25 protein-coding genes are annotated in these 25,336 nt (G+C 70.8%); 16 read left to right on the top strand and 9 right to left on the bottom strand.

The genetic code is table 11. The annotated features are described in order from the left end of the window. Window positions 1–346: 346 nt before the first annotated feature. Together N8J89_RS05345 and N8J89_RS05340 are read left to right on the top strand one after the other, a co-directional pair. On the top strand, window positions 347–820 hold the full coding sequence (locus tag N8J89_RS05345; RefSeq protein WP_283663239.1) for a pyridoxamine 5'-phosphate oxidase family protein: 474 nt from the start codon (window positions 347–349) through the stop codon (window positions 818–820). Between the two features lie 118 nt (window positions 821–938). Next, window positions 939–1,916 carry a GNAT family N-acetyltransferase gene (locus tag N8J89_RS05340; protein WP_283663238.1) on the top strand — a complete coding sequence of 326 codons (978 nt, stop codon included), beginning with the start codon at window positions 939–941 and terminating at the stop codon, window positions 1,914–1,916. Between the two features lie 63 nt (window positions 1,917–1,979). Here the strand turns inward: N8J89_RS05340 and N8J89_RS05335 are convergent, their stop codons facing one another. Next, window positions 1,980–3,209, bottom strand: a complete 1,230-nt coding sequence (locus N8J89_RS05335) for an aminotransferase class I/II-fold pyridoxal phosphate-dependent enzyme (RefSeq protein WP_283663237.1) — start codon at window positions 3,207–3,209, stop codon at window positions 1,980–1,982. A 347-nt stretch (window positions 3,210–3,556) separates the two neighbouring features. On the opposite strand from N8J89_RS05335, the gene N8J89_RS05330 reads away from it, so the two are divergent. From N8J89_RS05330 to N8J89_RS05310, 5 genes are all read left to right on the top strand, one after another. Beyond that, window positions 3,557–4,630, top strand: a complete 1,074-nt coding sequence (locus tag N8J89_RS05330) for a WD40/YVTN/BNR-like repeat-containing protein (RefSeq protein ID WP_283663236.1) — start codon at window positions 3,557–3,559, stop codon at window positions 4,628–4,630. Between the two features lie 141 nt (window positions 4,631–4,771). Next, the gene (locus N8J89_RS05325; protein ID WP_283663235.1) at window positions 4,772–6,001 is read left to right on the top strand and encodes a cytochrome P450 family protein; all 1,230 of its coding nucleotides are present in this window, start codon (window positions 4,772–4,774) and stop codon (window positions 5,999–6,001) included. Window positions 6,002–6,144: 143 nt separating this feature from the next. Beyond that, complete coding sequence (locus tag N8J89_RS05320; RefSeq protein ID WP_283663234.1) at window positions 6,145–6,489, top strand: hypothetical protein; 345 nt, start codon at window positions 6,145–6,147, stop codon at window positions 6,487–6,489. Between the two features lie 32 nt (window positions 6,490–6,521). Beyond that, window positions 6,522–7,085, top strand: a complete 564-nt coding sequence (locus N8J89_RS05315) for a DUF3558 domain-containing protein (protein ID WP_283663233.1) — start codon at window positions 6,522–6,524, stop codon at window positions 7,083–7,085. Next, on the top strand, window positions 7,085–8,329 hold the full coding sequence (locus N8J89_RS05310) for a hypothetical protein (protein WP_283663232.1): 1,245 nt from the start codon (window positions 7,085–7,087) through the stop codon (window positions 8,327–8,329). The genes N8J89_RS05315 and N8J89_RS05310 overlap by 1 nt, the downstream gene beginning before the upstream one ends. A 56-nt stretch (window positions 8,330–8,385) precedes the next feature. Here the strand turns inward: N8J89_RS05310 and N8J89_RS05305 are convergent, their stop codons facing one another. Further along, window positions 8,386–8,805, bottom strand: a complete 420-nt coding sequence (locus N8J89_RS05305) for an organic hydroperoxide resistance protein (protein ID WP_283663231.1) — start codon at window positions 8,803–8,805, stop codon at window positions 8,386–8,388. After that, window positions 8,805–9,260 (bottom strand): MarR family winged helix-turn-helix transcriptional regulator, encoded by a 456-nt coding sequence (locus tag N8J89_RS05300; RefSeq protein ID WP_283663230.1) that lies wholly within the window; start codon window positions 9,258–9,260, stop codon window positions 8,805–8,807. The genes N8J89_RS05305 and N8J89_RS05300 overlap by 1 nt, the downstream gene beginning before the upstream one ends. 175 nt (window positions 9,261–9,435) lie before the next feature. On the opposite strand from N8J89_RS05300, the gene N8J89_RS05295 reads away from it, so the two are divergent. After that, window positions 9,436–10,884 (top strand): FAD-dependent monooxygenase, encoded by a 1,449-nt coding sequence (locus N8J89_RS05295; RefSeq protein WP_283663229.1) that lies wholly within the window; start codon window positions 9,436–9,438, stop codon window positions 10,882–10,884. Here the strand turns inward: N8J89_RS05295 and N8J89_RS05290 are convergent. Continuing rightward, on the bottom strand, window positions 10,862–11,812 hold the full coding sequence (locus N8J89_RS05290) for an acyl-CoA desaturase (protein WP_283663228.1): 951 nt from the start codon (window positions 11,810–11,812) through the stop codon (window positions 10,862–10,864). The two genes, N8J89_RS05295 and N8J89_RS05290, sit on opposite strands and share 23 nt — an antisense overlap. Before the next feature lie 149 nt (window positions 11,813–11,961). Between N8J89_RS05290 and N8J89_RS05285 the strand changes: the two genes are divergently transcribed. Then, window positions 11,962–13,017, top strand: a complete 1,056-nt coding sequence (locus N8J89_RS05285; RefSeq protein ID WP_283663227.1) for a Gfo/Idh/MocA family oxidoreductase — start codon at window positions 11,962–11,964, stop codon at window positions 13,015–13,017. On the opposite strand, the gene pdxR is transcribed toward N8J89_RS05285, so the two are convergent. After that, window positions 13,014–14,369 (bottom strand): MocR-like pyridoxine biosynthesis transcription factor PdxR, encoded by a 1,356-nt coding sequence (pdxR, locus tag N8J89_RS05280; protein WP_283663226.1) that lies wholly within the window; start codon window positions 14,367–14,369, stop codon window positions 13,014–13,016. The genes N8J89_RS05285 and pdxR overlap by 4 nt on opposite strands. Before the next feature lie 65 nt (window positions 14,370–14,434). Here pdxR and N8J89_RS05275 point away from each other — a divergent pair, with 65 nt between their 5' ends. The 4 genes from N8J89_RS05275 to N8J89_RS05260 all read left to right on the top strand — a co-directional run bounded on the left by N8J89_RS05275 (window position 14,435) and on the right by N8J89_RS05260 (window position 16,637). Next, window positions 14,435–14,899: a carboxymuconolactone decarboxylase family protein gene (locus tag N8J89_RS05275; protein WP_283663225.1), complete on the top strand. Its 465-nt coding sequence runs from the start codon at window positions 14,435–14,437 to the stop codon at window positions 14,897–14,899. Next, entirely contained in the window at window positions 14,892–15,647 is a 756-nt protein-coding gene (locus N8J89_RS05270) for an isocitrate lyase/PEP mutase family protein (RefSeq protein ID WP_283663224.1), read from the top strand. The genes N8J89_RS05275 and N8J89_RS05270 overlap by 8 nt, the downstream gene beginning before the upstream one ends. Window positions 15,648–15,720: 73 nt before the next feature. Continuing rightward, entirely contained in the window at window positions 15,721–16,110 is a 390-nt protein-coding gene (locus N8J89_RS05265; RefSeq protein WP_283663223.1) for an SSI family serine proteinase inhibitor, read from the top strand. A gap of 89 nt (window positions 16,111–16,199) precedes the next feature. Continuing rightward, window positions 16,200–16,637: an SSI family serine proteinase inhibitor gene (locus tag N8J89_RS05260; RefSeq protein ID WP_283663222.1), complete on the top strand. Its 438-nt coding sequence runs from the start codon at window positions 16,200–16,202 to the stop codon at window positions 16,635–16,637. Between the two features lie 252 nt (window positions 16,638–16,889). Here N8J89_RS05260 and N8J89_RS05255 read toward each other — a convergent pair whose 3' ends face one another. Beyond that, complete coding sequence (locus tag N8J89_RS05255; protein WP_283663221.1) at window positions 16,890–19,250, bottom strand: glycosyl hydrolase family 95 catalytic domain-containing protein; 2,361 nt, start codon at window positions 19,248–19,250, stop codon at window positions 16,890–16,892. 233 nt (window positions 19,251–19,483) lie between these two features. Here N8J89_RS05255 and N8J89_RS05250 point away from each other — a divergent pair, with 233 nt between their 5' ends. The 3 genes from N8J89_RS05250 to N8J89_RS05240 all read left to right on the top strand — a co-directional run bounded on the left by N8J89_RS05250 (window position 19,484) and on the right by N8J89_RS05240 (window position 21,355). Then, window positions 19,484–20,353 carry a trypsin-like serine peptidase gene (locus tag N8J89_RS05250; RefSeq protein ID WP_283663220.1) on the top strand — a complete coding sequence of 290 codons (870 nt, stop codon included), beginning with the start codon at window positions 19,484–19,486 and terminating at the stop codon, window positions 20,351–20,353. 328 nt (window positions 20,354–20,681) lie between these two features. Further along, a complete protein-coding gene (locus N8J89_RS05245; RefSeq protein WP_283663219.1) occupies window positions 20,682–21,041 on the top strand; it encodes a YidH family protein in 360 nt (119 codons plus the stop codon). Continuing rightward, the gene (locus N8J89_RS05240) at window positions 21,038–21,355 is read left to right on the top strand and encodes a DUF202 domain-containing protein (protein ID WP_252484195.1); all 318 of its coding nucleotides are present in this window, start codon (window positions 21,038–21,040) and stop codon (window positions 21,353–21,355) included. Before N8J89_RS05245 ends, N8J89_RS05240 begins: the two co-directional genes overlap by 4 nt. Here the strand turns inward: N8J89_RS05240 and N8J89_RS05235 are convergent. The 3 genes from N8J89_RS05235 to N8J89_RS05225 all read right to left on the bottom strand — a co-directional run bounded on the left by N8J89_RS05235 (window position 21,339) and on the right by N8J89_RS05225 (window position 24,754). After that, on the bottom strand, window positions 21,339–22,439 hold the full coding sequence (locus tag N8J89_RS05235; protein ID WP_283663218.1) for a glycosyltransferase: 1,101 nt from the start codon (window positions 22,437–22,439) through the stop codon (window positions 21,339–21,341). The genes N8J89_RS05240 and N8J89_RS05235 overlap by 17 nt on opposite strands. Before the next feature lie 13 nt (window positions 22,440–22,452). Beyond that, window positions 22,453–23,541, bottom strand: coding sequence for a nucleotide disphospho-sugar-binding domain-containing protein (locus N8J89_RS05230; RefSeq protein ID WP_283663217.1), 1,089 nt, complete (start codon window positions 23,539–23,541; stop codon window positions 22,453–22,455). Between the two features lie 73 nt (window positions 23,542–23,614). After that, window positions 23,615–24,754 carry a nucleotide disphospho-sugar-binding domain-containing protein gene (locus tag N8J89_RS05225; protein WP_283663216.1) on the bottom strand — a complete coding sequence of 380 codons (1,140 nt, stop codon included), beginning with the start codon at window positions 24,752–24,754 and terminating at the stop codon, window positions 23,615–23,617. Between the last annotated feature and the right edge of the window lie 582 nt (window positions 24,755–25,336).

The raw sequence follows: 25,336 nt of genomic DNA, 5'->3' as shown, positions 1-25,336 counted from the left end.
ATAGGACCAGAAGAATTAGCGACGAGATCGAGAACACCATCGACAAATGGGGCTTTGTGCCCACAGGAATCGCAGTCCAAGCCTCGAGAAGCCATCGTCAGGGCCGCGTTCGAGCAGGCCGGGCACCGCAGCAGCGGCACCAGTCCGGCCAGCACATCCCGATCAATGGAGACACCCGTCATGACAACCTTCCCGTTGTGATCACATACACCGGGATCCTGGCGCGCCGGTGTTGAACCCAGTAGCATTCAAGCGAAATCCGCGCGGTTTATCAACACGCATGAAGTTCCCAGGAGGGGTTGTGGGTCAAGAATTCACCGAAGCCACGGACCGGGCAATCTCGATTTTGCGGGACAACCGGTACGTGACGCTGGCCACGGTGGACCCCGCCGGGCCGTGGGCGGCCGCGCTGGCCTTCGCGCCCGCCGCGCCCAACTACCTCTACTTCGCCTCCCAGAACGACTCCCGGCACGGCCTGGCCATCGCCGGCGACCCCAGGGTGGCCGGGGTGATCTACAACTCCACGATCACCTCCGACGAGGCCGACGGGGTCCAGTTCAGCGGCACCGCGACCGCCGTAGAAGACGATGACCAGCAGCTTCTGCTCTTCCTCAAGCGGACAGGCGACCTGCTGATCGACCCGCTGGAGGAGGAGTTCGCCTTCTTCAAGCAGGCCGAGGGGCTCACCCTGTACCGGATCACCGTGGACGCGGCCTTCGTGCTCGACCAGAAGCGGTACATCGAGGAAGCGGTGGACGCGCGCGAGGAGGTCAACGTGGCCCGGCTGTTCGCCGAGACCGAGGCCCGCTATGCCGGCTGAGACGGGCACACTCCGTGTTCGAACCAGTAAGAAAATTGATGTCGATCCGGCAGAATGGGCAAAACTAACTCTGCCGGAACCACCCCGGTCTGCGGCTTACCTTGACTTGCTGACCGGGATGGAGATCGACGGGGACCTCCGATTCTTCACCGTCGAACGCGATGGCCACCCGGTGGCCGCCGCCTTCGGCGCGTTCCTGCGTTACCAGGTGTGGCGCAATATCAAAGTCCCGTTGTTCGTCGCCGGTTCCCCGGCCAACCTCGGCTGCGGTTTCCTCTTCCGCGACGAAACCGTGGTCGATGAGGCACTGCCGCTGCTGGCCGAGGCGATGACCGCGGAGGCCAGGGCGCTGGGCGCCAAGGTCCTGCTGATGCGCGACTTCTGGTCCCCCGGCCCGGAGGCGGAGTTCGCGCCCAGGTTCGCCGGACTCGGGTTCCGCCGGGTGGCCCAGTTCCCGGACGCGGTGCTGGACGTGCCGTGGGCCGATGTGGACGGCTGGCTGGCAGACCTGCCGACCAAGGCGCGCAAGACCGCCAAGCGGGACGCGCGCCGGGTGGAGGCGGCCGGCTTCCGGTTCGAGACCCACCGCGGCCGGCCCAGCCCGAAGCTGGCCGCGGACATGGAACGCCTGTGGCTGAACCTGTACCACAAGTACCAGGACCCCGACCAGATCCTGCTGCCCGGCGAGTACTTCCGCGAGGTCCCGGCGCTGGCGGAGAGCGTGCTGCTGCTCACCTGGCACGGTGACCAGCTGGCCTGCTTCGACATGCTCTCCGAACGCGGCCACCTGCTGGAGTCCACCTACAGCGGCGCCGACTACGAGCTGATCGGCAGCACCCCGGTGCACCGGTTCATGGGCCACCAGATCATCCGGCACGCCATCGAGGGCGGCTTCACCCTGATCGACTTCGGCCTGTCCAACGAGGCCGCGAAGATCAAGATGGGCTGTCACCTGCGGGTGGCCTGGGCCTACAGCAAACCGCTGTCCCCCTTCGCCAAGCTGACCCGCCTGGACAAGCTGGTCTTCCCCGACCAGGACCCCATCGCGGAGCTGCAGAAGGAGATGGCCAAGCAGCAGCAGTCCGACGAGGACTGACCAGCACCGGCGCGGCAAAAGAGGCGGTCCCCACCCGGGACCGCCTCTTCTTGTTGCCCTGACTCAGAAGTTGTACTTGTCCTTCAGCTCGGCGAGCGTGCTGAGGAAGTACTCCAGCTGCTCGTCGGTGTGGTCGTTGTTGATGATCAGGCGCATGACCGCCTGGTTGCGCTTGACCGCGGGGAACATGAACATCGGGATGAGGAAGCCCTTCTCCACGAAGGCCTCCTTCACCAGGTCCGCGGTCTCGTCCTTGCCGACCAGCACCGAGGTGATGTAGCTGGGCGTCTCGAACGGCGGCGCGCCGATCTCGGTCAGCCGGGCGCGGAAGCGCTCCACCCTGGCCAGGTAGTTGTCCACAATGGACGGATCGGCGTCCAGCATGTTGATCAGGTGGCCCACGGTGGCCGCGGTGGGCGGCTGCATGGCCGCGGTGAACATCGAGGTGCCCGAGGTGATCTCGAAGGCGTTGATGGCATCCGCCGGTCCGGCGATCGCCCCGCCCTCGATGCCGATGGCCTTGGAGAAGGACATCATGATGAAGGTGGCCCGCCGCATCGCGGCGAACTCCTCGTGGAACGGGCGGTTCTCGGTGCCGTAGAGCATGAAGCCGTTGGCGTCGTCGACGAAGCTGAGCGCGCCGTACTTCTCGCAGATGTCGATCAGCTGGCCCATCGGCGCGATGCTGCCGTCAGCGGAGTACACGCTCTCGATGACCACGACGACCTTGGGCGAGTCGATGCGCTTGAGCACCTTCTCCAGGTCCTCCGGCGAGTTGTGCCGGAAGGTGTGCAGCCGCTTGCCGTGCTCCAGGTGCTCGGCCGCCTTGAGCAGGCTCCAGTGCGCGTGCCGGTCCATGACGATGACGGAGTCGGTGTTGTCGCACTTGAGGCCGTCACCGAAGTCGAAATACTTCGTCATCGCATTGAGGAATCCGAAGTTCGCGAGCAGCCCGGTGGCGAAAGAAATGGTGCGTTCCTTGCCGGTGACCCGGCAGACCGCCTGCTCCATCTCCAGGTGCGGGCGGCTGATCCCCTGGGTCATGCGGGAACCGCCGGTGGTCAGCCCGTGTGCCTTCGACGCATTGATGAAGTAGTCGCGGATATCGGGCCGCTGGTGCAGGTTGAGGAAGTTGATGCTCGCGAAGTTCACCAGCTCCCGGCCGTTCTGGACGATGGTCGGGCCGACCACGCCGTCCACCACGGGCGGATCGACCTTCGCATTGACGGACTCGGCCACGGCCAGAAGATCGGCGAAGGGCCAATTAGCGGTCGGCGCGAGGGCTGTCGTCATGTTTTTCTACTCCTGCGCATAGAGCCGGGACTCTGCTGGGTTGTCTGTTAATCAGTAACCCAGACCGGCGAGCCGCAGACCACGAAGAAATACAGCTGACCGATTATGTGGCTAAAACTGCCGGTTGGTTCCTCCGGTAGCCGCCACACTTTTCCCACTTGACGCTGTCACCAGCGCTTTTACCCGCACCCGCCGCCTGCGGCCGGTGTGGCCGGTGCGCCGGGTCTGTCCGGAATCTAGCCGCCAACAGCGCGCTGGACTAGGCCGATCGTGCGAACCGGCGGCAAAGACTTTGCATCGCCTGGACCCCTGCCACAGGCGCGGTAGAGCGGGTAGTTTCCGCCGTCATGAGGTGGTTCGCCCTGATCGGGCCGTGTGTCGCGGCCGTGCTGACCTGCTCCGCCGCCGTTCCCGCCGCGGCGACGACCGCCGAGGTGACCTCGGCCACGAAACTCCACTGGGAACTCCAGCCCAGTGGCACCGACGCCCGCTTCCGCGGCCTGGCCGCGGTGAACCGGGAGGTGGCCTGGCTGGGCGGCAGCAAGGGCACCGTGCTGCGCACCGTGGACGGCGGGCGCAGCTGGCAGGACGTGAGCCCGCCCGGCGCGGCCGAGCTCCAGTTCCGTGACATCGAGGCATTCGACGCGCGCACCGCGGTGGCGCTGACCATCGGCGAGGGCGAGCAGTCCCGGATCTACCGGACCAGCGACGGCGGCCGGAGCTGGACCGAGTCCTTCCGCAACACCGACCCCAAGGCCTTCTACGACTGCGTCGGCTTCTTCGACCGGCGGCACGGCCTGGCCATGAGCGACCCGGTGGACGGCAAGGTCCGGGTGCTCTCCACCGAGGACGGCGGCCGCAGCTGGACCGTGCTGCCCAGCGCGGGCATGCCGGACGCGCTGCCCGGCGAGGCCGGGTTCGCCGCCAGCGGCCAGTGCCTGGTCACCTCGGGCCCCCGCGACGCCTGGATCGCCACCGGCGGCGGCGCCAGGGCCAGGGTCTTCCACACCAGCGACCGCGGCCGCACCTGGTCGGTCAGCGACACCCCGCTGGCCAGCAAGCCCACCGCGGGCGTGTTCGCGCTGGCCTTCCGCGACCGGCGCACCGGCATCGCCATCGGCGGTGACTTCGAGAACCCGAACACGGCCAAGGACGCGCTGGCCCGCACCGGTGACGGCGGCCGCGGCTGGCAGGTGCCGCCGCAGGCCCCGGCCGGCTACCGGTCCGGCGCGACCTGGCTGCCGCACTCCATGGTCGGCGTGCTCGCGGTCGGGCCCTCCGGCAGCGACCTGAGCCTGGACGGCGGGCGGCACTGGCGGCAGTTCGACGCGGGCAGCTTCGACACCGTGGACTGCACGCCGGACCTGTCCTGCTGGGCCGCGGGGGAGAAAGGCAGGGTCGCGAGGTTGCGGCTGGGCTGAGCGGCTGTCAGTGTCCGGGGAGTGGTGGAGCCCCCGCAGCAGCCGGTGACAGCAACATCACACCCGGTTCATCCGCTGGTGAGCCCGGTGCCCACCGAGCGGCGGGAGATTCACCACCCCCCGGTCTGGCATGGTGAGAACGTGGCCACTGAGGAACCCGGCGTGTGCCCGCGCCTGCACGGCGCGGAGTTCGACGCCAACCCGTACCCGGCCTACGACTGGCTGCGCAAGCACTCGCCGGTGCACCGGATCGACCTGCCCGGCGGGGCCTGGGCCTGGCTGGTGACCCGGTACGAGGACGCGCTGGAGGCGCTGGGCCACCCGAAGCTGCACAAGAGCCCGGCCAAGGCGAACGTGGTGTGGCAGCGCTCCGGCATGGGCCTGCCCTTCGACCACCGCCCGACCCTGGCCCGCAACATGCTCAACTCGGACCCGCCGGACCACGCCCGCCAGCGCCAGGCGGTCAGCGCGCTGTTCAGCGCCCAGCGGATGGAACGGTTGCGCGAGCGCTGCCGCAGGCTGACCGAGCAGGCGCTGCGCGAGTTCTCCCGCAACGGCAAGGCGGACCTGATCGCCGAGCTGGCCTACCCGCTGCCGGTGACCATCATCTGCGACCTGCTCGGCATGCCGCAGGAGGACCGCGCCAACTACCACCGCTGGGCCGCGGTGATCGACTCCTCCGAGGTCGCCGCGATCGACGAGGTCTGGGGCGTCACCGACTCGCTGGAGCGCTACGTGCACGGCCTGGTCGCGATGAAGCGCGAGCAGCCGGCCGACGACCTGGTGACCGCGCTGGTCGGCCTGCAGGACAAGAAGATCCTCAGCGCCGACGAGGTCACCTCGATGGTCTTCCTGCTGATGATCTCCGGCCACGAGACCACGGTCGCCCTGATCGGCAACGGCCTGCTCACCCTGCTCCGCCAGCCCAAGTACGCCGAGCTGGCCCGCACCGACCCGAGCACCCTCGGCGCGATCGTCGAGGAGGTGCTGCGCTACGCGGGCCCGGTGCGCAACGCCACCTGGCGCTTCGCCATCGAGCCGGTCACCATCGGCGGCCAGCTCGTGCAGACCGGCGAACCGGTGCTGGTCTCCCTGCTGTCGGCCAACCACGACCCCGAGGTCTTCGACTCGCCAGCCGAGTTCGACCCCTACCGCCGCGGCAGCCACCACATCGCCTTCGGCCACGGCCCACACGTGTGCGTCGGCCAGTCGATGTCCAGGGTGCTGGGCGAGGTCGCGATCAGCACGGTGCTGCGCTACCTGCCGGACCTGCGCCTGGCGGTGCCGGTGGAGGAGCTGCGCTGGTGGCCGAGCGCGATCATGCGCGGGGTGTACGAACTTCCGGTGGAATTCACGCCCCGAACGATTTGATTTCTCTAGGTGTTCCGATACGCCTTTCGGGTGGACCGGAACTGATCCGGACGCATTCTCGTCCTAACCGCCGATAACTCTTCCTGTAGGCGATTTGCCAGGGGACGGGGGAAAATTCGGTGGGGGTTCCACGCGATACGAAGGTGTCGATCGACTTCGGCGGGGGCAGCCGGTTCGTGGTCGATGTGGGGCAGCTAGATGCCCTGATCAACGGCCTCATGGAGGCCAGGGACGCGATCGTGAAGATCAATGCAGACGTCAAGTGGACTCGGCAAATGGCGATTCCGCCCAGCCAAGATCCATACAGCCCTGACGGCATGGAAAAGATCATCGAACGCACCCTGGACATGGCTCCGGGCACGCATTCATCTGCCAACCTTGCCTATCGAGCCGCGGTGCAAAGCATGCTGGACAAGTTGATCGCGGCCAAGAAGCAGTACGCGAGCGCCGAAGGCGTCAACCGGTCCATCATCAAGCGCGAGGGATGAACGTGACTGCCAACCGTCTCCACCCGCTTGTCGTGGGCGGACTCTGCGCCGCGCTGGTGCTCACCGGATGCGCCGCCGTCCCCGGCACCCCGACCACCTCCAGCAGCGCGAACCAGCACGGTGCGCCACCGCTGGCCCAGCCCGAGCTGGACACCGCGCCGTTCGTGCCCGATCCCTGCCGCCTGCTCGCCGAACCCCAGCTCGCCCAGCTCGGCGTCGCCGTGCCGGGCAAGCCCGAGGACAGTCCGCTCGGCAAGACCTGCCGCTGGATCGCCACCGACACCCCGGCCAGGATCGACTTCTCGCTCGCCATCAACACCCAGCTCGGTGGCCTCGACCGGCTCTACGGCCGCCGGAACGCCTTCGCGCTGTGGCAACCGCTGGAAGTGTCCGGCTATCCAGCGGTGATCGCCGACGACGATGACCAGAAGTCCGGTGAGTGCCAGGTCAACGTGGCGGTGTCCAACACCGTCCTGGTCCCGGTCGGTCTCCAGTTGAAGAGCGGCGCGGACCAGCCCGCTGACTTCGCCGATCCCTGTCCCCGGGGCGTCAAGATCCTCGAACAGGTGGTCAGCACGCTGAAAGGTGGCCGCTGATGCCTCTGCCACTCCTCCTGCTCGCCGCGGGCGCGACCGCGGGCGGACTGACCGCGGCCGGTCTCATCACCGTGGACACTCCCCGTCCGGAAGGCCACAGCGGGGACCAGATCTACCGGTGGTTCCACGTGGAGGCCAAGACCCCGACCGCCGGACTGGTCCCGATCGAGCAGACCTGGGCCAAGGCGGCCAAGGACTACGGGCTCATCAGCGAGCACATCGAGAAGGTGATCACGGCCTCGCGCGGGGTCTGGCAGGGCGAGGCGGCTGAGGCCGCGCGGCGGCAGCTCAGTCCGCTGGCCGGTTATGCCGACACCGCGCGGACCATGGCCGAGGGCACCGCGAAGGCCGTCGCCCAGCAGACCACCGACTGGTACGGCTGCAAGAACCGGCTCAAGCCGGTGCCTGCCGATCCCCCGCAGGACAACCTGCTGAACAAGATCCAGCCCTACACCACCGACCTGGACCGGCAGATCGAGCAGTTCCGCGCGGGCACCGCGGACAACCAGCTGGTGCTCGCCGGGTACGGCGAGCGCAAGAACGACAACGTGACCAAGTTGCCGAACTGGACCACTCCGCAGGAGGCGGGCGGTGACGTGTCGGTGGTCCGGCCCGGTGGTGGCGGGCGCGACGGTGGCCGCGGCAGGCCCGGCGGCGGGCGGACCGGCGGCGGGTACGGCCGGGGAGTTGACGGCCCCGGCGGCGGGACCGGTCCTGGCTCTGGTGGCGGGACCGGTCCTGGCCCCGTGGTGCCGGGTGGTGACCGCACTGATCCGGCCGGTTGGGTTGCGCCGCAAGGAGGTCCGGCTGGTGGGACCGGCGTCGGGCCAGCCGGTGGGGCCGGGGCTGGTGGGGCCGGGGCTGGTGGCGGAGCCGGGCTCGGGGGTGGCCAGGCTGGCGCTGGGCCAGGCGCAACCGGTGCTGGACCGGGCGGGCTCGGGGCTGGGTTCGGGGCGGCCCCGGCGGGTCGGGGTTTCGGGCCGGGCGGGAGCGGGTCGGGTACGCCTGGCGCAGGCAGGCCCGGTGGGGCGGCCGGAGTCGGGCGGGGCGGTGGGCCGGGGGCCGGTTCGGCCGGGACCAGCGGGGCTCGTCCCGGCGCGGCGGCGGTGCACGGCATGCCGCTGGCGGCCGGTGCGCCCCGTGAGGAGGACCTGGAGCACGAGCGGCCCACCTACCTGCTGGAGACCGAGGACCTCTTCGGGGACAGCCGGTCGGCCTCACCGCCGGTGATCGGCGAGTCGTGAAAAAAGACCCACTCACCGCCTGGGGGTCGCGGTGAGTGGGTCTGCGTGCGGGTTGGTCAGACGACCGTGACCTGCACGTCGATGTTGCCACGGGTGGCGTTGGAGTAGGGGCAGACCTGGTGCGCCTTGGCCACGAGGTCCTCCGCGACTGCCCTTTCGACCCCCGGCACGGTGACCGCGAGGGCCACGGTCAGCTGGAAGCCGCCGTTGCCGTTCGGGCCGATGCCGACCTTGGCGTTGACCGAGGAGCCGTCGACCGGGGTCTTGTTGTTGCGGGCCACCAGCTGCAGGGCGCCGTTGAAGCAGGCGGCGTAACCCGCGGCGAACAGCTGCTCCGGGTTGGTGCCTTCGCCGCCCGCGCCGCCGAGCTCCTTCGGCACCGCCAGGCTCTCGTCCAGCACGCCGTCGGAGGAGACGATCTCGCCGCCCCGGCCGCTGCCGGTCGCGGTGGCTTCCGCGGTGTAGAGCACGCTCATCACTGGCCTTCTTTCTCTCGTACTGCTGACATCGAGTCGTTCAGCCGCCGCAGCCGCGTGTGCAGCTCGGTCAGCTCGTCAAGGGGCAGTCCCATACCGCAGGTCAGCCGTTCCGGGATCTCGCGCGCCCTCGCCCGGAGGTCGCTGCCCTTCCCGGTCGGCTCGATGAGGACACTGCGCTCGTCCTCGGCGCTGCGCCGCCGCTGGAGCAGGCCCGCCGACTCCATCCGCTTGAGCAGCGGGGAGAGCGTGCCGGAGTCCAGGTGCAGCGCTTCGCCCAGTTCCTTCACCGAGACCGGGCCGCGTTCCCAGAGCACCAGCAGCACCAGGTACTGCGGATAGGTCAGGCCCAGTTCGTCCAGCATCGGCCGGTACAGCGCGGTGACCGCCCGCGAGGCGGCGTACAGCGAGAAGCACAGCTGGGAGTCCAGCGCCAGCGGATCCTGTCCCGCCATCTCGTTCCACCTCGCTCCGTCGTCGTTCTGAGAGCAACAGTAGCGCACAATTGAGTTGTGCACAATCTAACCGGTAATTCGGTGTCGCCCGCTCCCCCCTCGGGCTAGCTTGGTCCGCAGCACCCGGCCCGGCCATCTGAGCGCCCGGCCGAGGGATCACCTCTGGGGAAACCACATGAACTTCGCGAAATCCCACTCCGACGTGCTCGTCATCGGCGCCGGACCGATCGGCCTGCTGCTGGCCGCCGAACTGCGCCTGGGCGGCGCGTCCGTCACCGTGCTCGAACGGCTCACCGAGCCCAGCACCTTCTCCAAGGCCTTCGGCATCGGCGGCCGCACCCTCGACCTGTTCGACCAGCGCGGCCTGCTGGACCACCTGCCCGCCGACGCGCACCGCTGGGGCGCGGGCCACTTCAGCGGCCTGCCGACCTGGCTGACCTACGACCGCCTGCCCACCGCGCACCCGTACGTGCTGCGGATCGCGCAGCACGAGACCGAACTCCTGCTGGCCGGGCACGCCACCCGGCTCGGCGCCGACCTGCGCCGCGGCCACACGGTGACCGCGCTCGCCCAGGACGCCGACCGCGTTCAGGTCACTGTGGACAGTCCACAAGGGACGTACACGGCGACCGCGGACTACCTCATCGGCTGCGACGGCGGCCGCAGCACCGTGCGCAAGCTGGCCGGGATCGGCTTCCCCGGCAGCACCGGTGAGACCGCCAGCCTGCTCGGCGACGTGGTGCTCACCGAGGAGCCGCCGCGGACCGGCATGACCCGCACCGACACCGGCATGATCTTCATCGGCCCGCTCGGCGACGGCCTGCACCGGGTGGTGCCCACGCTGTTCGACGAACCGGGACCCGAGCACGGCGAGCCGACCCTGGAGGAGCTGCGGGCGGCCCTGCGCGTGGTGATCGGCACCGACCTCGGCGCGCACTCCCCGCGCTGGCTGTCCCGGTTCCGGGACAACAGCCGGATCGCCGAGAGCTACCGCTGCGGCCGGGTGCTGCTGGCCGGCGATGCCGCGCACGTGCACGCGCCCTTCGGCGGCCAGGGCCTCAACCTGGGCTTCGGCGACGCGATGAACCTCGGCTGGAAGCTCCTCGCCGCCCTGCGCGGCCGGGAGGACCTGCTCGAGACCTACGAGCGGGAGCGCAGGCCGGTCGCCGAGCGGGTGCTGACCAACACCAGGGCCCAGTTCGCGCTGTCCAGGCCGGGTGAGCAGGTCACCGCGCTGCGCGAGCTGCTGGACGGCCTGCTGGACATCCCGGAGGTCAACGACCGGCTGGCCGCGATCACCACCAGCACCACGCTGTCCTACGACCTGCCCGGCGCGCATCCGCTGACCGGCACCTTCCTCGCCGACCTGCCGCTGGCGGTGGACGGCGAACCGGTCCGGCTGGCCGAGCTGCTCCGGCCCGGCAAGGGCCTGCTGCTCAACCTCGGCGAGCAGGAGTTCCGGGCCGAGGGCGTGCCGGTGGTCTCGGCCAAGACCGAGAACCCGCCGGCCGCGGCGCTGCTGATCCGGCCGGACGGACACATAGCGTGGGCCGCCGGTCCCGAAGGAGCCGACGGCCCAGCTGAGGCGGTGGAGCTGTGGTTCAGTCGTCCTGACCCTTGGTGATCCGGGCCAGGCGGCGCGGGGTGGGCCACCGGACCTGGGTGGCCCAGCCCAGCTTCTCGAAGATCCAGATCGTGCGGGCCGAGATGTCGAGCTGACCGCGCAGCACGCCGTGGCGGGCGCAGGTCGGGTCGGCGTGGTGCAGGTTGTGCCAGGACTCGCCGAAGCTGAGGATGGCCAGCGGCCAGAAGTTGGCCGCCTTGTCCTTGGACTTGAACGGGCGGTCGCCGATCATGTGGCAGATCGAGTTCACCGACCAGGTCACGTGGTGCAGGAACGACACCCGGACGAACCCGGCCCAGAACAGCGCGGTCAGCGCGCCCCACCAGGACCAGGTGATCAGGCCACCGAGGATGCCGGGCAGGATGAAGCTGGCCGTGGTGATCGGCACCAGCAGGCGGTCGACCGCGCGGATGCTCTTGTCCGCCATCAGGTCCGGTGCGAACCGGTCCAGGTTGGTCTTCTCCCGCTCGAACATCCAGCCCATGTGCGCGTGCCAGAAGCCCTTGGCCAGTGCCAGCGGGGAGTCACCGTAGAGCCACGGCGAGTGCGGGTCGCCCTCCTTGTCGGAGAAGGCGTGGTGCCGCCGGTGGTCGGCCACCCAGTCGGTGGGCGAGCCCTGCACGGCCATGGTGCCCGCGACCGCGAGCGCCACCCGCAGCGGCTTGTTGGCCCGGAAGGAGCCGTGGGTGAACAGCCGGTGGTAGCCGACCGTGACGCCGAGGCCGCTGATCGCGTAGAACCCGATGGCCAGGCCGATGTCCAGCCAGCTCAGGCCCCAGCCCCAGGCCAGCGGGACCGCGGCGATGAGGGCGAGGAAGGGAAGGATGACGAAGATCTTGACGCCCAGGTAGGAGGCAGCTGAGCGTTCACCGTCGAGCATCGGCTTGGGGGCACTGGGCTGCACCGGGGATTCAAGAGTTGCTGTCACAACCATGACGCTAGGTCGGGATTTTGGGCAAAGCCAGGGCTGGGGCAAAAGAGGGGAGGTAACTCCCCCATGAAAGAAAACCTGCCCCTACCACCAGCCGTGTTCTCCGCGCGCGGGCGCGGGCACGCGTGGGCTCCTAGGCTGATCACATGACTGTGCGCGCGGCTTTGGTGGGTTACGGGCTGGGTGGCTCGGCCTTCCACGCCCCCTTCCTGGACAGCACCCCCGGCCTGCGGCTGGCCGCGGTGGTCACCGGCAACCCACAGCGGCAGCAGGCGGTGCGCGAGCGGTATCCGGACACCGAGATCATCCGCAGCCTGGATGACCTGCTGGTACGCCACGACGAGTTCGACCTCGCGGTGATCTCCACGCCGAACCGGGAGCACTACGCCAACGCCTCGGCCGCGCTCCGGCACGGGCTGCCGGTGGTGGTGGACAAGCCGTTCTCGGCCACCGCGGCCGATGCCGCCGCGCTGGCCGACCTGGCCGCGAGCCGGGGGCTGCTGGCCGCGCCGTTCCACAACCGGCGTTACGACGGGGATTTCCTTACCGTACGGCGAATTCTCACTGAGGGAGCAATCGGAAATCCGACCCGGTTCGAATCCCGGTTCGAACGCTGGCGGCCCGATCCCAGCACCAGCTGGAAAGCCTGGAAGGAAAGCGCGGACCCGGCCGACGCCGGCGGCATCACGCACGACCTGGGCAGCCACCTGATCGACCAGGCGGTGGCGCTGTTCGGGCGGCCGGTCCACGTCTACGCCGAGATCGGCGTGCGCCGCGCCGGCGCGGTCGCCGACGACGACGCCTTCCTCGCCCTCACCCACCACGGCGGGGTGCGCTCCCAGCTGTGGATGAGCGCGCTGGCCGCCGACCTGGGCCCGCGGTTCCGGGTGCTCGGCGACGCCGGCGCCTACGTCAAGCACGGCATGGACCCGCAGGAGGAGCTGCTCAAACAGGGCGCGACCCCGGGCGGCCCCGGCTGGGGCGAGGAGCCGGAGGAAGCCTGGGGCCGGGTGGGCTCGGTCGGCGACTTCCAGCCGGTGCGCACCGAGCCCGGCGGCTACCAGCACTACTACGCGGGCATCGTGAAGGCGCTCACCGAGGGCGCGCCGCCGCCGGTGAGCGCGCTGGACGGAGTGACCACGGCGGAGATCATCGAGGCCGCCTACGCCTCCAGCCGCTCGGGCCAGGTGATCGAGATCTAGCTCCCGCGCAGCAGCTTGTTCAGGGCTTCCACCGAGCGGCGGGCCTGGGCGGCCGGGACCCGGCTGTAGGCCAGCACCAGGCCCGTCCGCCTCGGCTCGCCGTGCCAGTACGGCTCCAGGCCCTCCAGCGCGATGCCGCGCCGGGCGCCCCTGGCGACCAGCTCCCGCTCCAGGGCCAGGCCTTCCGGCAGCTCCAGGACCGCGTGCAGACCGGCGGAGATGCCGGTCAGGCCCGCGCCGACGGGCAGGTCGGCCAGGGTGGTCACCAGGTGTTCGCGGCGGCGGCGGTAGGCGGTGCGGGTGCGCCGGATGTGCGCGTCGAACCGGCCGCTGGTGATCAGCTCGGCCAGCGCGAGCTGGTCCAGCGCGGGCACGGTCTGGTTGGTCAGCACGTCCACCACCGGGTCGACCAGCCGGGCCGGCAGCGCCAGCCAGCCCAGCCGCATGCCGGGGGCGAGCAGCTTCGAGGTGGTGCCGCCGTAGATCACCCTGGACGGGTCCAGCTCGTGCAGCGCGCCCACCGGCTGCCGGTCGAACCGGTACTCGCCGTCGTAGTCGTCCTCCACCACGTACCCGTCCACCCGCCGGGCCCAGTCCACGATCTGCTTGCGCCGCAACGGACTCAGCGTGTAGCCCAGCGGGTACTGGTGCGCGGGGGTGACCAGCGCGGCGCGGCCGGTCAGCGCGCTCACCGTCAGGCCCTCGCCGTCCACCGGGGCAGTCCGGATGCCCATTCCTGTCTTGGTCACCACGTCCCGGTGCCGGTACAGGCAGGGCTCCTCCATGTGCAGCTCGCCGATGCCGAGCTGCTGGAAGGTCTCGCACAGCACCCGCAGCGCCGGGGAGAAGCCGCTGAAGACCACGATCCGCTCCGGCGGGCAGAGCACCTTGCGCGCGCGGGCCAGGTACCCGGCCAGCGCGGTGCGCAGCTCGATCCGGCCGCGCTGGTCGCCGTAGCGGAAGACCTCCGCCGGCGCGCTGCGCAGCACCGTGCGCAGCGCGGCCAGCCAGGCGGCGCCGGGGAACAGCGAGGTGTCCGGCTCGCCCGGCCGGAAGTCCCAGCGCGGGCCCTGCTCGGCGGGCCGGTGCGTGGTCGGCGGGTCCAGGGCGGGGGCGGCGGCCACCACGGTCGGCGCGCCCTGGCGGCTGCGCAGCCAGCCCTCGGCGGTGAGCTGCGCGTACGCCTCCACCACGGTGCCCCTGGCCACACCGAGCTGGGCGGCCAGCACCCTGGTGGAGGGCAGCGGGTCGCCGGGGCGCAGCCTGCCGTCCCTGATCGCCGCGCGCAGTGCCCGGCCGATGGCGGTGTGCCGGGTCAGCCCGGGTTCCAGGTCCAGATGGAGCTCGGCCACTGGTCCAGATTACTTGCCGTTCACTGGTCCAGTTTTGTGGACCAGTTCCACCTAGGCTGATCTCCGTGAGCAACAACAGAGCACTCTTCGGGAAGTCCTGGCCAGCGGGGTACAAGGCCATGCTGGCCTTCAACCAGACCGTGGCCGACTCCGGCCTGGACAAGACCATCGGCGAGCTGATCAAGATCCGCGCCTCGCAGCTCAACGGCTGCGCCTTCTGCCTGGACATGCACGTCAGGGACGCGGTCGCGATGGGCGAGACCCAGCAGCGGCTCGGCCTGGTGGCCGCCTGGCGGGAGGCCGCGGGCGTGTTCACCGAGGCCGAGCGGGCCGCGCTGGCGCTGACCGAGGCGGTCACCGGCATCAACAACCACGCCGGTGTGCCGCAGGAGGTCTACGCCGAGGCGCTGCGGGTCTTCGGTGAGGAGACCCTGGCCAAGGTGGTGTACGCGATCGTGGTGATCAACGCCTGGAACATGCTGAACGTGACCCAGGAGCTGCCGTTCAAGGTGGAGCACCCGCATGCGTGACCTCACCGCGCAGGCCGCGCTGCTGAAGTCGCTGCACGTGCCGGGGAAACCGCTGGTGCTGCCCAACTCCTGGGACGCGGCCACCGCGCGACTGGTTGAGGGCCTGGGTTTCCCGGTGGTCGCCACCTCGAGCTACGCCGTGGCCGCGGCCGCCGGGTACCCGGATGACAACTCGATGCCGCCCGCGGTCGCCTTCGCCGGGGTGGCCGCGATCGCGGCCGCCACCACCGCGCCGGTGACCGCGGACCTGGAGGCGGGCTACGGCCTCTCCGCCGCGGAGTTCACCTCGGCGCTGTTGGCGGCGGGCGCGGTCGGCTGCAACCTGGAGGACGGCGACCACCGCGGCGGGCTCAGGCCGCTGGCCGAGCAGGTCGAGTGGCTGACCGCGGTCAAGTCCGTTGGCCGGCCGTTCGTGCTGAACGCCCGGATCGACTGCTTCATCCGGGATTCCGTTGCGCCGCAGGATAAACTGGCCGAGGGGATCGAACGCGGGCGGGCCTACCTGGCCGCGGGCGCGGACTGCGTATACCCGATCGGCCTGCGGGATCCCGCGCAGATCAAGGAGTTCACCTCGGCGGTGCCCGGCCCGGTGAACGTGCACTACTACTTCGACGGCCCGTCCGTGCCGGAGCTGGCCGCGCTCGGCGTGGCCCGGATCTCCCTTGGCGCTGGGCTGTTCGCGGTGGCTCAGCGGGCCATCAAGGACGCGGTGGCGACCCTGGGTGACCACGCGTCCACTGTGGACTGAAGTCGAGGCACGATCCGGTGGTCCCGCCGGGGAAGCGGCGTTTCGCCACCCCCGGCGCGGCACCATCGAAGGCATGCCCCTCCCCACCTTCCTGCCCGTGCTGGCGGCCACCGGCCTGCTGGTCCCCGGCCTGCTCACCCCGCCGCCGCAGAGCTCGCTCACGCTGACCCTGGAGCACGCCGAGACCGCGAACGCGCTGGACGTGGCCACCCTGACCTGCAACCCGGACGAGGGCACGCACCCCACGCCCGGACTCGCCTGCGCCGAGCTGGCCAAGGCCGGTGGCGACGTGCGCAAGGTCGGCGACACCGAGATCGCCTGCACCGACCACATCGAGAGCCCGAAGAAGGCCACCGCGCGCGGGCACTGGCAGGGCCGCCCGGTGAACGAAGAGGTCTTCTTCGGCAATCCCTGTGAGTTCGCGACCCGCGCGGGACACCTGTTCCGCATCAACGGAGAGTGAACATCCACGACCGGGTGTCACGCGATCCGGCGGACCCGGCAGTGCAGACCTCGGCGGGCGGGCGCGACTCCGGTAGACCGGTTCGCACTATGCGTACCTCACACCTACTCGCCAGCACGGCGCTGACCGCAGCCGCGCTGTTCGCGATGACCCCCGCCGCCACCGCGGCGACCAACTCCGGTCTGGACGTCACGGCGATGACGCTGTCGGTGGCCTACGGCGAGCAGGACTCCCTGCTGCCGGACGAGACCGCGGTCCTGGGCTGCAACCCGGCGCTCGGCACGCACCCGAGCCCGACCCGCGCCTGCCGTTCGCTGGCCCGCGCGCACGGCGACATCGCCAAGCTCGCGCCGAAGGACGGCTACGCCTGCACGCTCGACTACCACCCGCGCACGGTGACCGCCAAGGGCACCTACCGCGGCAAGGAGCTGAGCTGGCAGGGCAAGTTCCCCAACAGCTGCACCATGCTCGCCGAGACCGGTGACCTGTTCACCTTCGCCGACGGCCGAGGTCTGCCGCTGCCGTAACCCGCACACCCGCCCGTTCGCACGGGCGCTCAGGAGCTAACGCGCGCGCGGGCGGCTCACCTGTACTGCGAGCAGGTGAGCCGCTCGCACCTGTGTCCGGCCCCTGCTGCCGGACACACATCCTCCGGCCCCTGCTGCCGGAGGAAGTTGGACGGGGCGCCCCGATCGCCCCGCACTTCACAATCAATCATCCCGTGCTGAAGCGTTGGTGTGAGCGGTCTGAGAAAAAGCTGTGAACCCGGCATCGGTTCGTTATGCGGGTAACCCCCAGGGTTCGGCCGGTGTGTTGGGCGTCACCGCTCTGATGGCCAGATCCGGACGCGTGCCCTTGCGGTGCACCAGCACCTCCTCACCCCGGCGCAGCGGGATCTCGATGGTGCCGCCGCCCAGGTCCTGCCAGCGCCTGGGCAGGCCCCAGCGGTCCCTGACCACCAGTTCGCCCTCGATGCCCGGCCGCAGCAGGCACGGCGCACCGGCCTCGCTGCGCAGCCGCACCCACTGGGTGGCCCCGCCGGATCGCTTGGCGGACAACAGGAACGCGCCCTCGGTGCGGAACTCGTGCAGCACCGCCTCCCGCCAGCTGGCCGGGACCGCGGGGAACACCCGGATCACCCCGCCCCAGCTCTGGCAGAGCATGTCGTGCAGGGACTGGGCCGCCGACAGCGGCGTCTCGATCACCGGGCCGGACTCGGCGTACATGGTGTTCGGCTTGACGAAGCGGCGCAGCAGCTCACCCAGGTAGAACTCGGCCTTCTCGCCGCGGCCCATCTGCGCGGAGATCGAGGCCGCGCCGGTGAAGCTGTAGCCCTGCAACGCGCCCTCGAAGCTGATCCAGTGCTCCAGGGAGGTCTCGATCAGCTTCCGGTGCTCCGGCTGCTCCCAGGTGACCTCGTAGAGCGGGTAGACCTGCAACAGGTGCGAGTAGTGCCGGTGCGACTTCGCGAACGGCGCGCCCGCGCCGATCATGTAGCCGTTGGCGTCCACCGGGTAGTCGGCCAGCTTGGCCAGCACCTCCCGCCAGCGCCCGGTCATCGGATCGGCCACCCGCAGGATCTTGGCCGCATCCAGCAGGGTCTTGCAGCCCCAGCGCAGCAGGGCCAGGTCGTAGGTGCAGTCCGGCGCGTTCACCCCGTACTCCGGGGAGAAGGTGAACGGCAGGTGCAGCCTGCCGTCCGGGCCGGGGGTGAGGAAGTGCAGGTAGTACCGGACCGCGCCGCGCAGCAGCGGGAACAGCACCTCGCGCAGCAGGTGCTCGTCCATGGTGTGCCGGTAGGACAGCCACACGTTGTGCAGCGCCCACACCAGGTTGCCGACCTCCGGCGTCGGCTCGGCCCTGCCGGGCACGCCGATGCCGTAGCCCGCGGTGCCGGTGCCGGAGCCGTTGCGCAGGAACATGTCCGTGGTGCGCGGCACGCCGTAGGAACCGTCCCGGTAGGCCGCGTCCACCTGCTCGCGCAGCGCGTCCCGGTGCCGGTCCAGGCTGCGGGTGACCGCGTCCAGCTCCAGGTGGTTGGAGCCGTGGATCAGCCAGTACTCCAGCTGCACGTTCAGGTTCCACCAGGTGGCGGGCCAGGGCGTCGGTTCCAGCCACGGGCCGGTGGTGGCCATCACCGGGGCGTCCGCGCGGGCCGCGGCGGCGATCTTGTAGAGCTGGATCCAGTAGAAGCTCTGCAACCGGGCGTCCGGCACGGACAGGAAGCTCTTGCGGTAGTACGCCCGCCACCAGCGCCGGTGGTCGCGGGCGAAGCCGTCGAAGGACGGGCTGACCGCGCGGACCGCGTGCAGCGCCTTCGCCCTGGGTGGCGTGCCGGGGTGCGCCCAGGCCACGGTGGCGAACAGGGTGCGGCGGCTGCCCCTGCGCACCTCGCGCCAGGCGGTGACGTGGCCGCCGCCGGCCAGCAGCGGCTGCACCGCGAGCCGGGTGTCGCCGTGCTGCTCCAGCACCGGGTCCGGGTTGGGCAAGAAGCCGGGCGGCGCGGGTTTGTTGAAGCGCGGGTCGGTGCGCGGGCTGATCGCCTTGGCCGGGTGGAAGGTCCAGGTCAGCTCGCGCTCACCCGCGGTGGGTTCGAGCTCCACCGCGAGGATCGACCGTCCACTGTGGACGATAGCGCGCAGGGCGATGCTGCCCGCTGCGGTGGTGATGGTGCCGCGCAGCTCGGCCTTGCCCAGGTCCAGCCGCCAGTCCACGCCGGTGATCGCGCCGACCGGGGTGAGCGCGAGGTGGCCGATCGGGATGCGGGCCAGGCCGAACAGCGCGCCGAACTCGGGCCGGTGGTCCTGCACCTCGGAGTGCTGCACGTTGAACCGGATGCTGTTGCCGCCGGGCGGGGCGTAGATGCCGGAGCCGAGGAAGCCGTTGCCGAGGAACGGGCCCTCGGCCCAGGTGGCAGGCAGCCTGCGCCAGCGCAGGTCGCTGTCGGCCAGGAACTCGGTCCAGCCGCGCTCGTCGGGGCCGCCGACCCAGCCGTCCCCTGCCGAGCCGCTGCCCACGGCTTCGGCGGGGACGGCCGGGCCAGGTGCGCCCAGGGCGGCGGGTGCGGCCACCACACCCGCCACGCCGGCCAGCGCACCGCCCAGCAGCCCGCGCCGGGTCACCTCGCCCGCACCATCCATCCCAGCACCTCTCTGTGCAGCGGGTAAGCGCATTCATCGGATCTCTACTGTCGAAAGTAGGAAGAATCTAGATACCTGGTCAAGGGCAACCGGTCAGTACACCGACCTTTGGTCAGGTTTTTGCATCCATTCACTGAATGGCCACCGCCGAACGGACCCTGCCAGCCCGCCGCGTGCGCCTCCTAGCGTCGGAGTCCTCATGCCCCCTGCACATGAGGTGGAAGGAACTTCCGATGAAGCTCACCCGCTTGTTCGCCCTTGGCGCCTGCGCCGCCGCGCTGGCCGTGATCCCGGTCAGCCAGGCCGCCGCCAGTCCCACCCAGGAGGTGTCCGCGCAGCAGACCGCTGACTACTGGACGCCGGAGCGGATCAAGGACGCGCTGAACAACCCGATGCCCATGCCCGGCCCGGACATGAGCAGCACCGGCGGCCTGTCCGCCGCCGGACCGCAGGCCACCATCCAGCCGGTCCCCGGCCCGTACACCACCGAGAAGATGCGCAGCCAGGGCCGTCTGCTGTTCACCACCGGCGGCCGCAACTCCAGCTGCTCGGCCACCTCGGTGGTCGCGGCCAACAAGAACCTGGTCTGGACCGCGGCGCACTGCCTGCAGTACGGCGGCAGCACCTCGGCGAACGTGACCTTCCTGCCCGCGTACCTGAACAACGCCCGCCCGTACGGCACCTGGCCGGCCGCCAAGCTGCACATCCCGGCGCGGTGGACCTCCAGCAGCCAGCGCGACTTCGCCTATGACTACGCGGCCTTCACCGTGACCCCGCAGGCGGGCAAGAGCCTGACCGACACCGTGGGCGCGAAGAGCATCGTGTTCAACGACAAGCGCGCCCAGCAGTCCACCCTGTACGGCTACCCGGCCGAGTCCCCGTACACCGGCCAGCAGAGCTACAACTGCGGCGGCCAGGCCCGCGTGCAGACCTACGACGCGACGCTGGCCTGCAACGGCATCGGTGGCCAGAGCGGTGGCGCGTGGCTCAACGCCAACGACCAGATCTGGGCGGTGAACAGCCGTTCCGACCGGCGCACCACCACCTGGGGCACGCTGTTCGACAGCAACGCGCAGACCTTCTACAACCAGGTCCAGGCCTGAGCTGAGAACTAGTTCGGGCGGTGTGCCCGTTGCCCTGGCACACCGCCCGATCTTCCCCTCGAACTCGCTCCACCCAGCCTGGCCACTCCGCCCCCCGGGCGGCGCGACTTGACCTCAGCTTCTCGCATCCCGGCGAGGCCGAACACCTCGTTTCAGGGGCTCGGCGCGGGACCTGTGCCTGGTATCGGCCGTGCCACGGCGCGTCCGGCAAGGCGCCGGGATGCCCGCGTACCGGGTCGTACGGGGGCATCCCGGCAACACCGCCGGTCGCGTCGTGGTGCGGTCGAGACCTGGTGCAGGTCCCGCGCCGAGCCCCTACGGTGTTGCGGTGACCTCGCGACGCTGGCCCCACGGTGTGTACGACGCGGGTTCGGAGCCCGATCCGCGCTTCACGCTGGCCAACGAGCGCACCTTCCTCGCCTGGATCCGCACCTCGCTCGGCCTGATGGCCGGCGGGGTGGCGGTGGAGGCGGTCGGCCTGCCGGGTCACGGTCTGCTGCGCACCGTGCTGGCGGTGGCGCTGCTGCTCGCGGGTGTGCTGTGCGCGGGCGCGGCCTTCTTCCGCTGGGCCGCGGCCGAACGCGCCATGCGGCTGGGTCAGCCGCTGCCCGGACCGGTGCTGCTGCCGCTGCTCGGCGTGGTGCTGGTGCTGGCCGGGCTGGCCGCGGTGCTGCTGGTGCTGCTGTGATCGACCCCGGCCTGCAACCCGAGCGGACCGTGCTGGCCTGGCGGCGCACCCTGCTGGCCTTCCTGGGCGCGAGCCTGGTGCTGGTCCGGCTGGCCGCGCACCGGAGTCCGGCGCTGGCCGCGGGCATCGTGCTGGTCGCCGGGCCGGTGGCCGGGCTGGTCAGCTGGGACCTGCGGCGGCGGTACCGCCTCGTCCGGGCCGACCTGCCGGGGTCGGCCCGCCGGTGGGACGGGCGGCTGCCGCTGTGGACCAGCCTGTTCGCCGCGCTGCTCGGCCTCGGCGCGGTGCTCTACGTGCTCAGCGGCCCGCGATGACCTCCAGGTGCGGCACCAGCTCCGCCGGGCTGGGCAGGGCCGCGATCTCCGCCTGGACCTCGGCCACCGCGGCCTTGAGCTCGACGTCGTGCAGCAGTCCGGCCAGCTGCGCCGAGGTCACCCCGCTGTGCTCGGCGACCAGGCCGACACCGCGCTTGGCCACCAGGTCGGCGTTGATGAACTGGTCCGCGCCGTAGGGCATGAGCAGCTGCGGGATGCCGGCCACCAGCGCGGTCAGCGTGCTGCCGGAGCCGCCGTGGTGGATGGCCGCGTCGCTGCGCGCGAGCAGCGCGGTCAGCGGCAGGTAGCCGATCACCCTGGCGTGCTCGGGCAGCTCCAGCGCGGAGAGGTCCCACGGTCCGGCGGCCAGCACCAGCTCGGCGTCCAGGCCCTGCGCCGCATCAAGAATTCTGTGCCACGGGCTCAGGTCCGCGCTGCCCTGGTCGACGGTGCCCATGGTGACCACGATCCGCGGCCGCTCCCTCGGCTCCGCCAGCCACGCCGGCAGCACCGCGCCGCCGTTGTAGGGCACGTACCTGGTACTGATGCCCTTGAGGCCGCCGTGCATGCTCGGCGGGGCCAGGTCCAGCGCGGTCTCCGGCACCGCCAGCGACTCGCCCAGGTTGCCGTGGATCAGCTCGATCAGCCCGTGCCCGCCGCTGAAGCCGAACCCGTGTGCCACACAGGGGATGCCGAGCTTGGCGGCGATGATCGGCCCGGTCGCGTCGCACAGCTCGTAGACCACCAGGTCCGGCTGCCACAGCCGGGCCTGGCGCAGGGACTCGGCCAGCATCAGCTCCGCGAACAGCGCGAAGTACCGGCCGGCCAGCGCGATGGTGTCCGGCCGGGACTGCTCGTCCCGCGCCGGCTCGGGTTCGGCCGCGACCAGGCGGGCGATCTCGGCGTCCAGGTCCACCCCCGGCGCGGCCTCGACCACGGTCAGGCCCGCGTTCGCGGCCGCGGTGGCCGCGGCGCCGGTGGTGGCCACCCGCACCTCGTGGCCGGCGGCCCGGAGCGCCCATGCGGTGGAGATCAGCGGGAAGAGGTGGCCGAGACCAGGGGTGCTTGTCAGCAGAACGCGCATGGCACCAACATACTCAAGTTTGAGCAATGGCCGCCAGGGCCGGCACCAGTTCCGCCGGGCTGGGCATCGCGGCCAGCTCGGCCCGCACCTCCGCGATGGCGGTCTTGATCTCCTGGTCGTGCAGCAGCCGGTGCAGCTGCTCGGCGGTCACGCCGGTGCCCTCCGCGGTCAGTCCCACGCCGCGGGCGGCGATCCGCTGGCCGTTGTAGAACTGGTCCGCGCCCTGCGGCACCACCAGCTGGGGCACGCCGCAGGCCAGCGCGGTGAGCGTGCTGCCGGAGCCGCCGTGGTGCACGACGGCCTCGCTGACCGGCAGCAGCGCGCTCAGCGGCACGTACCCGATCACCCTGGTGTGCGGTGGCAGCTCACCCAGCTTGGCCAGGCTGGTCGACCCCGCGGCCAGCAGCAGTTCGGCCCCGGTGTCCCGGGCCGCGGCCAGGATGCTCCGCCACGGCTCGTCGTCCATGGCCAGCACGGTGCCCATGGTGACCACGATCCGCGGCCGCTCCCGTGGCCGGGCCAGCCAGTCCGGCAGCACCGCGCCGCCGTTGTAGGGCACGTACCGCACCCGCAGGCCGCCCAGGTCGCCGCCGAGGCTGGGCGGGGCGATGTCGATCGTGGTGGCCGGGGTGGCCAGCTGCTCGACGCCGTGCCTGGCCATGGTCGCGCCGAGGAAGTCCCGCATCCGGTCGAACAGCGGGCCGACCGAGGTGATGCCGAAGCCGTGGTGCACGCAGGGGATGCCGTACCTGGCCGCGAGCAGCGGGCCGGTGGCGTCGAGCAGCTCGTGCACGATCAGGTCCGGCCGCCAGAACTCCACCTGCCGGGCGGCCTCGTCGCTGATCAGCTCGGTGATCCTGGCGAACCGCCTGGCCACCCTGGTCAGCAGGTCCACCGGCACCTCGGGATCGGCCAGCTCGGCGTCCCAGTCCACCCCCGGCGCGGCCTCCACCACCGGCAGGCCCGCGTTCGCGCCCGCGGTGGCACCCGCCGCCGAGCTCAGCAGCAGCACCTCGTGCCCGGCCGCGCGCAGCGCCCACAGGGTCGGGACCATCGGGAACAGGTGCCCGAGTCCCATCGAACTGATCGCCAGCACCCGCATGATGACTCCCCGGTCGCGGCTCCGGCGGCGGGCGGCCCCCAAGGACGCCCGCCCGCCGGAACCATTCAGGGGGTCAGTGTCCCGCGATCTCCGCCAGCTGCGGCACCAGCGCGGCCGGGCTGGGCATCGCGGCCATCTCCGCGCGCACCTCGGCCACGGTGGCCTTGAGCTTCTCGTCGTGCAGCAGGCGGTGCAGCTGCTCGCCGGTGACGCCCTCGTGCTCGGCGCTCAGGCCCGCGCCGCGCTTGTCGATCCGCTCGGCGTTGTAGAACTGGTCCGCGCCCTGCGGCACGATCAGCTGGGTCACGCCCGAGGCCACCGCGGTCAGCGTGCTGCCAGAGCCGCCGTGGTGCACCAGCGCGTCGCAGACCGGCAGCAGCGCGCTCAGCGGCACGTACTCGATCACCCTGGCGTGCGCGGGCAGGTCCAGGCCGGACAGGTCGGTGGACCCGGCGGCCAGCACCAGCTCGGCGTCGGCCTCGGCGGCCGCGTCCAGGATGGCCCGCCACGGGCCCAGGCCGACCATGACCGCCATCGCGGTGCCCATGGTGATCACGATCCGCGGCCGCTCCTTGGGCCCGGAGAGCCATTCGGGCAGCACCGCGCCGCCGTTGTAGGCGACGTAGCGGGTGCTGATGCCGTTGAGCTCGCCCTCCAGGCTCGGCGGGGCCAGGTCGATCGCGGTCACCGGGGCGGCGAGGCCGTCGATGCCCAGCCGCTCGAAGGTGCCGCCGAGGTTGGGCACCATCCCGTCGAACAGCTCGCTGGCGTTGGTCAGGCCGAAGCCGTGCTGCACGCAGGGGATGCCGAGCTTGGCGGCCACCATCGGGCCGACCGCGTCGGTCAGGTCGTAGATGACCAGGTCCGGCTGCCACAGCTGGGCCTGGCGGACGGTCTCGTCGGTGGCCAGGTCGGCCATGTGGGCGAACATGACGCCGGCGGAGGCCATGCTGTCGGGCCGGGGCTGGCCGGGCTGGGCGGCCGGGATGCCCGCGTCGCCGAAGTGCTCCTTCATCACGCGCTGGACCTCGTCCTCCCAGACGACGCCGGGAGCCGACTCGACCACGGTGAGGCCGGCGTTGGCCGCGGCGGTGGCCGCGCCGCCGGTGGTGGCGACCCGCACCTCGTGCCCGGCCGCGCGCAGCGCCCAGGCGGTGGGGATCATCGGGAACAGGTGGCCGAGCCCGGCCGAGCTGGTGAACAGGACGCGCATGTTTCCTCCCAGTGGTCGATCACCCTCCCTGCCCATCTAACTCGCCTAGCAAGAATCTTGTCGAGTGAGATAAATCAGGAACACGGAACGAACCGGGTGTGACCGGACAGGGTCACTCTGACGAGGGATTGCGCGAAGTGGACCAACCGAAGAGTTGATCAGACAAAAAGGGGCGGCCCGCTCAACCGGCCTGGGGGTCACCGGGAGCGAGCCGCCGACATCAGTCTACGCGGACCGGCAAGTAGGTCACGACCACCCCTGGGAACTTTTCGCGCGCACCGTCAGCACAGGTGCAGGCAATCGAGTGACCCCACCGGCAACTGAGTGATTTCGCTGGTGGGGACTCCATGACAGCCCGTACTCGGCCGATTACTCCTCCATGCCCAAGCCCAGTGCGCCGAACGCGGTCATCTCGCGGTTCTCAGCACTGCGGCCGAGGTCAGCAATGCCTTTCCGGGGCAGGGCCGCCGCCCATGGGTGAACCACGCTGGTGGGTGGAATGTGATGACCCCTTCGGGCGGGCGCGGTCGGTGACCCTGCTCGCCGAACCGGACTCAGTGTTACTCATCACACCGCCGGGGG

Origin of the sequence: Crossiella sp. CA-258035, assembly GCF_030064675.1 — a bacterium.
Classification (GTDB): domain Bacteria; phylum Actinomycetota; class Actinomycetes; order Mycobacteriales; family Pseudonocardiaceae; genus Crossiella.
This window is presented reverse-complemented; position numbering and strand designations above follow the sequence as displayed.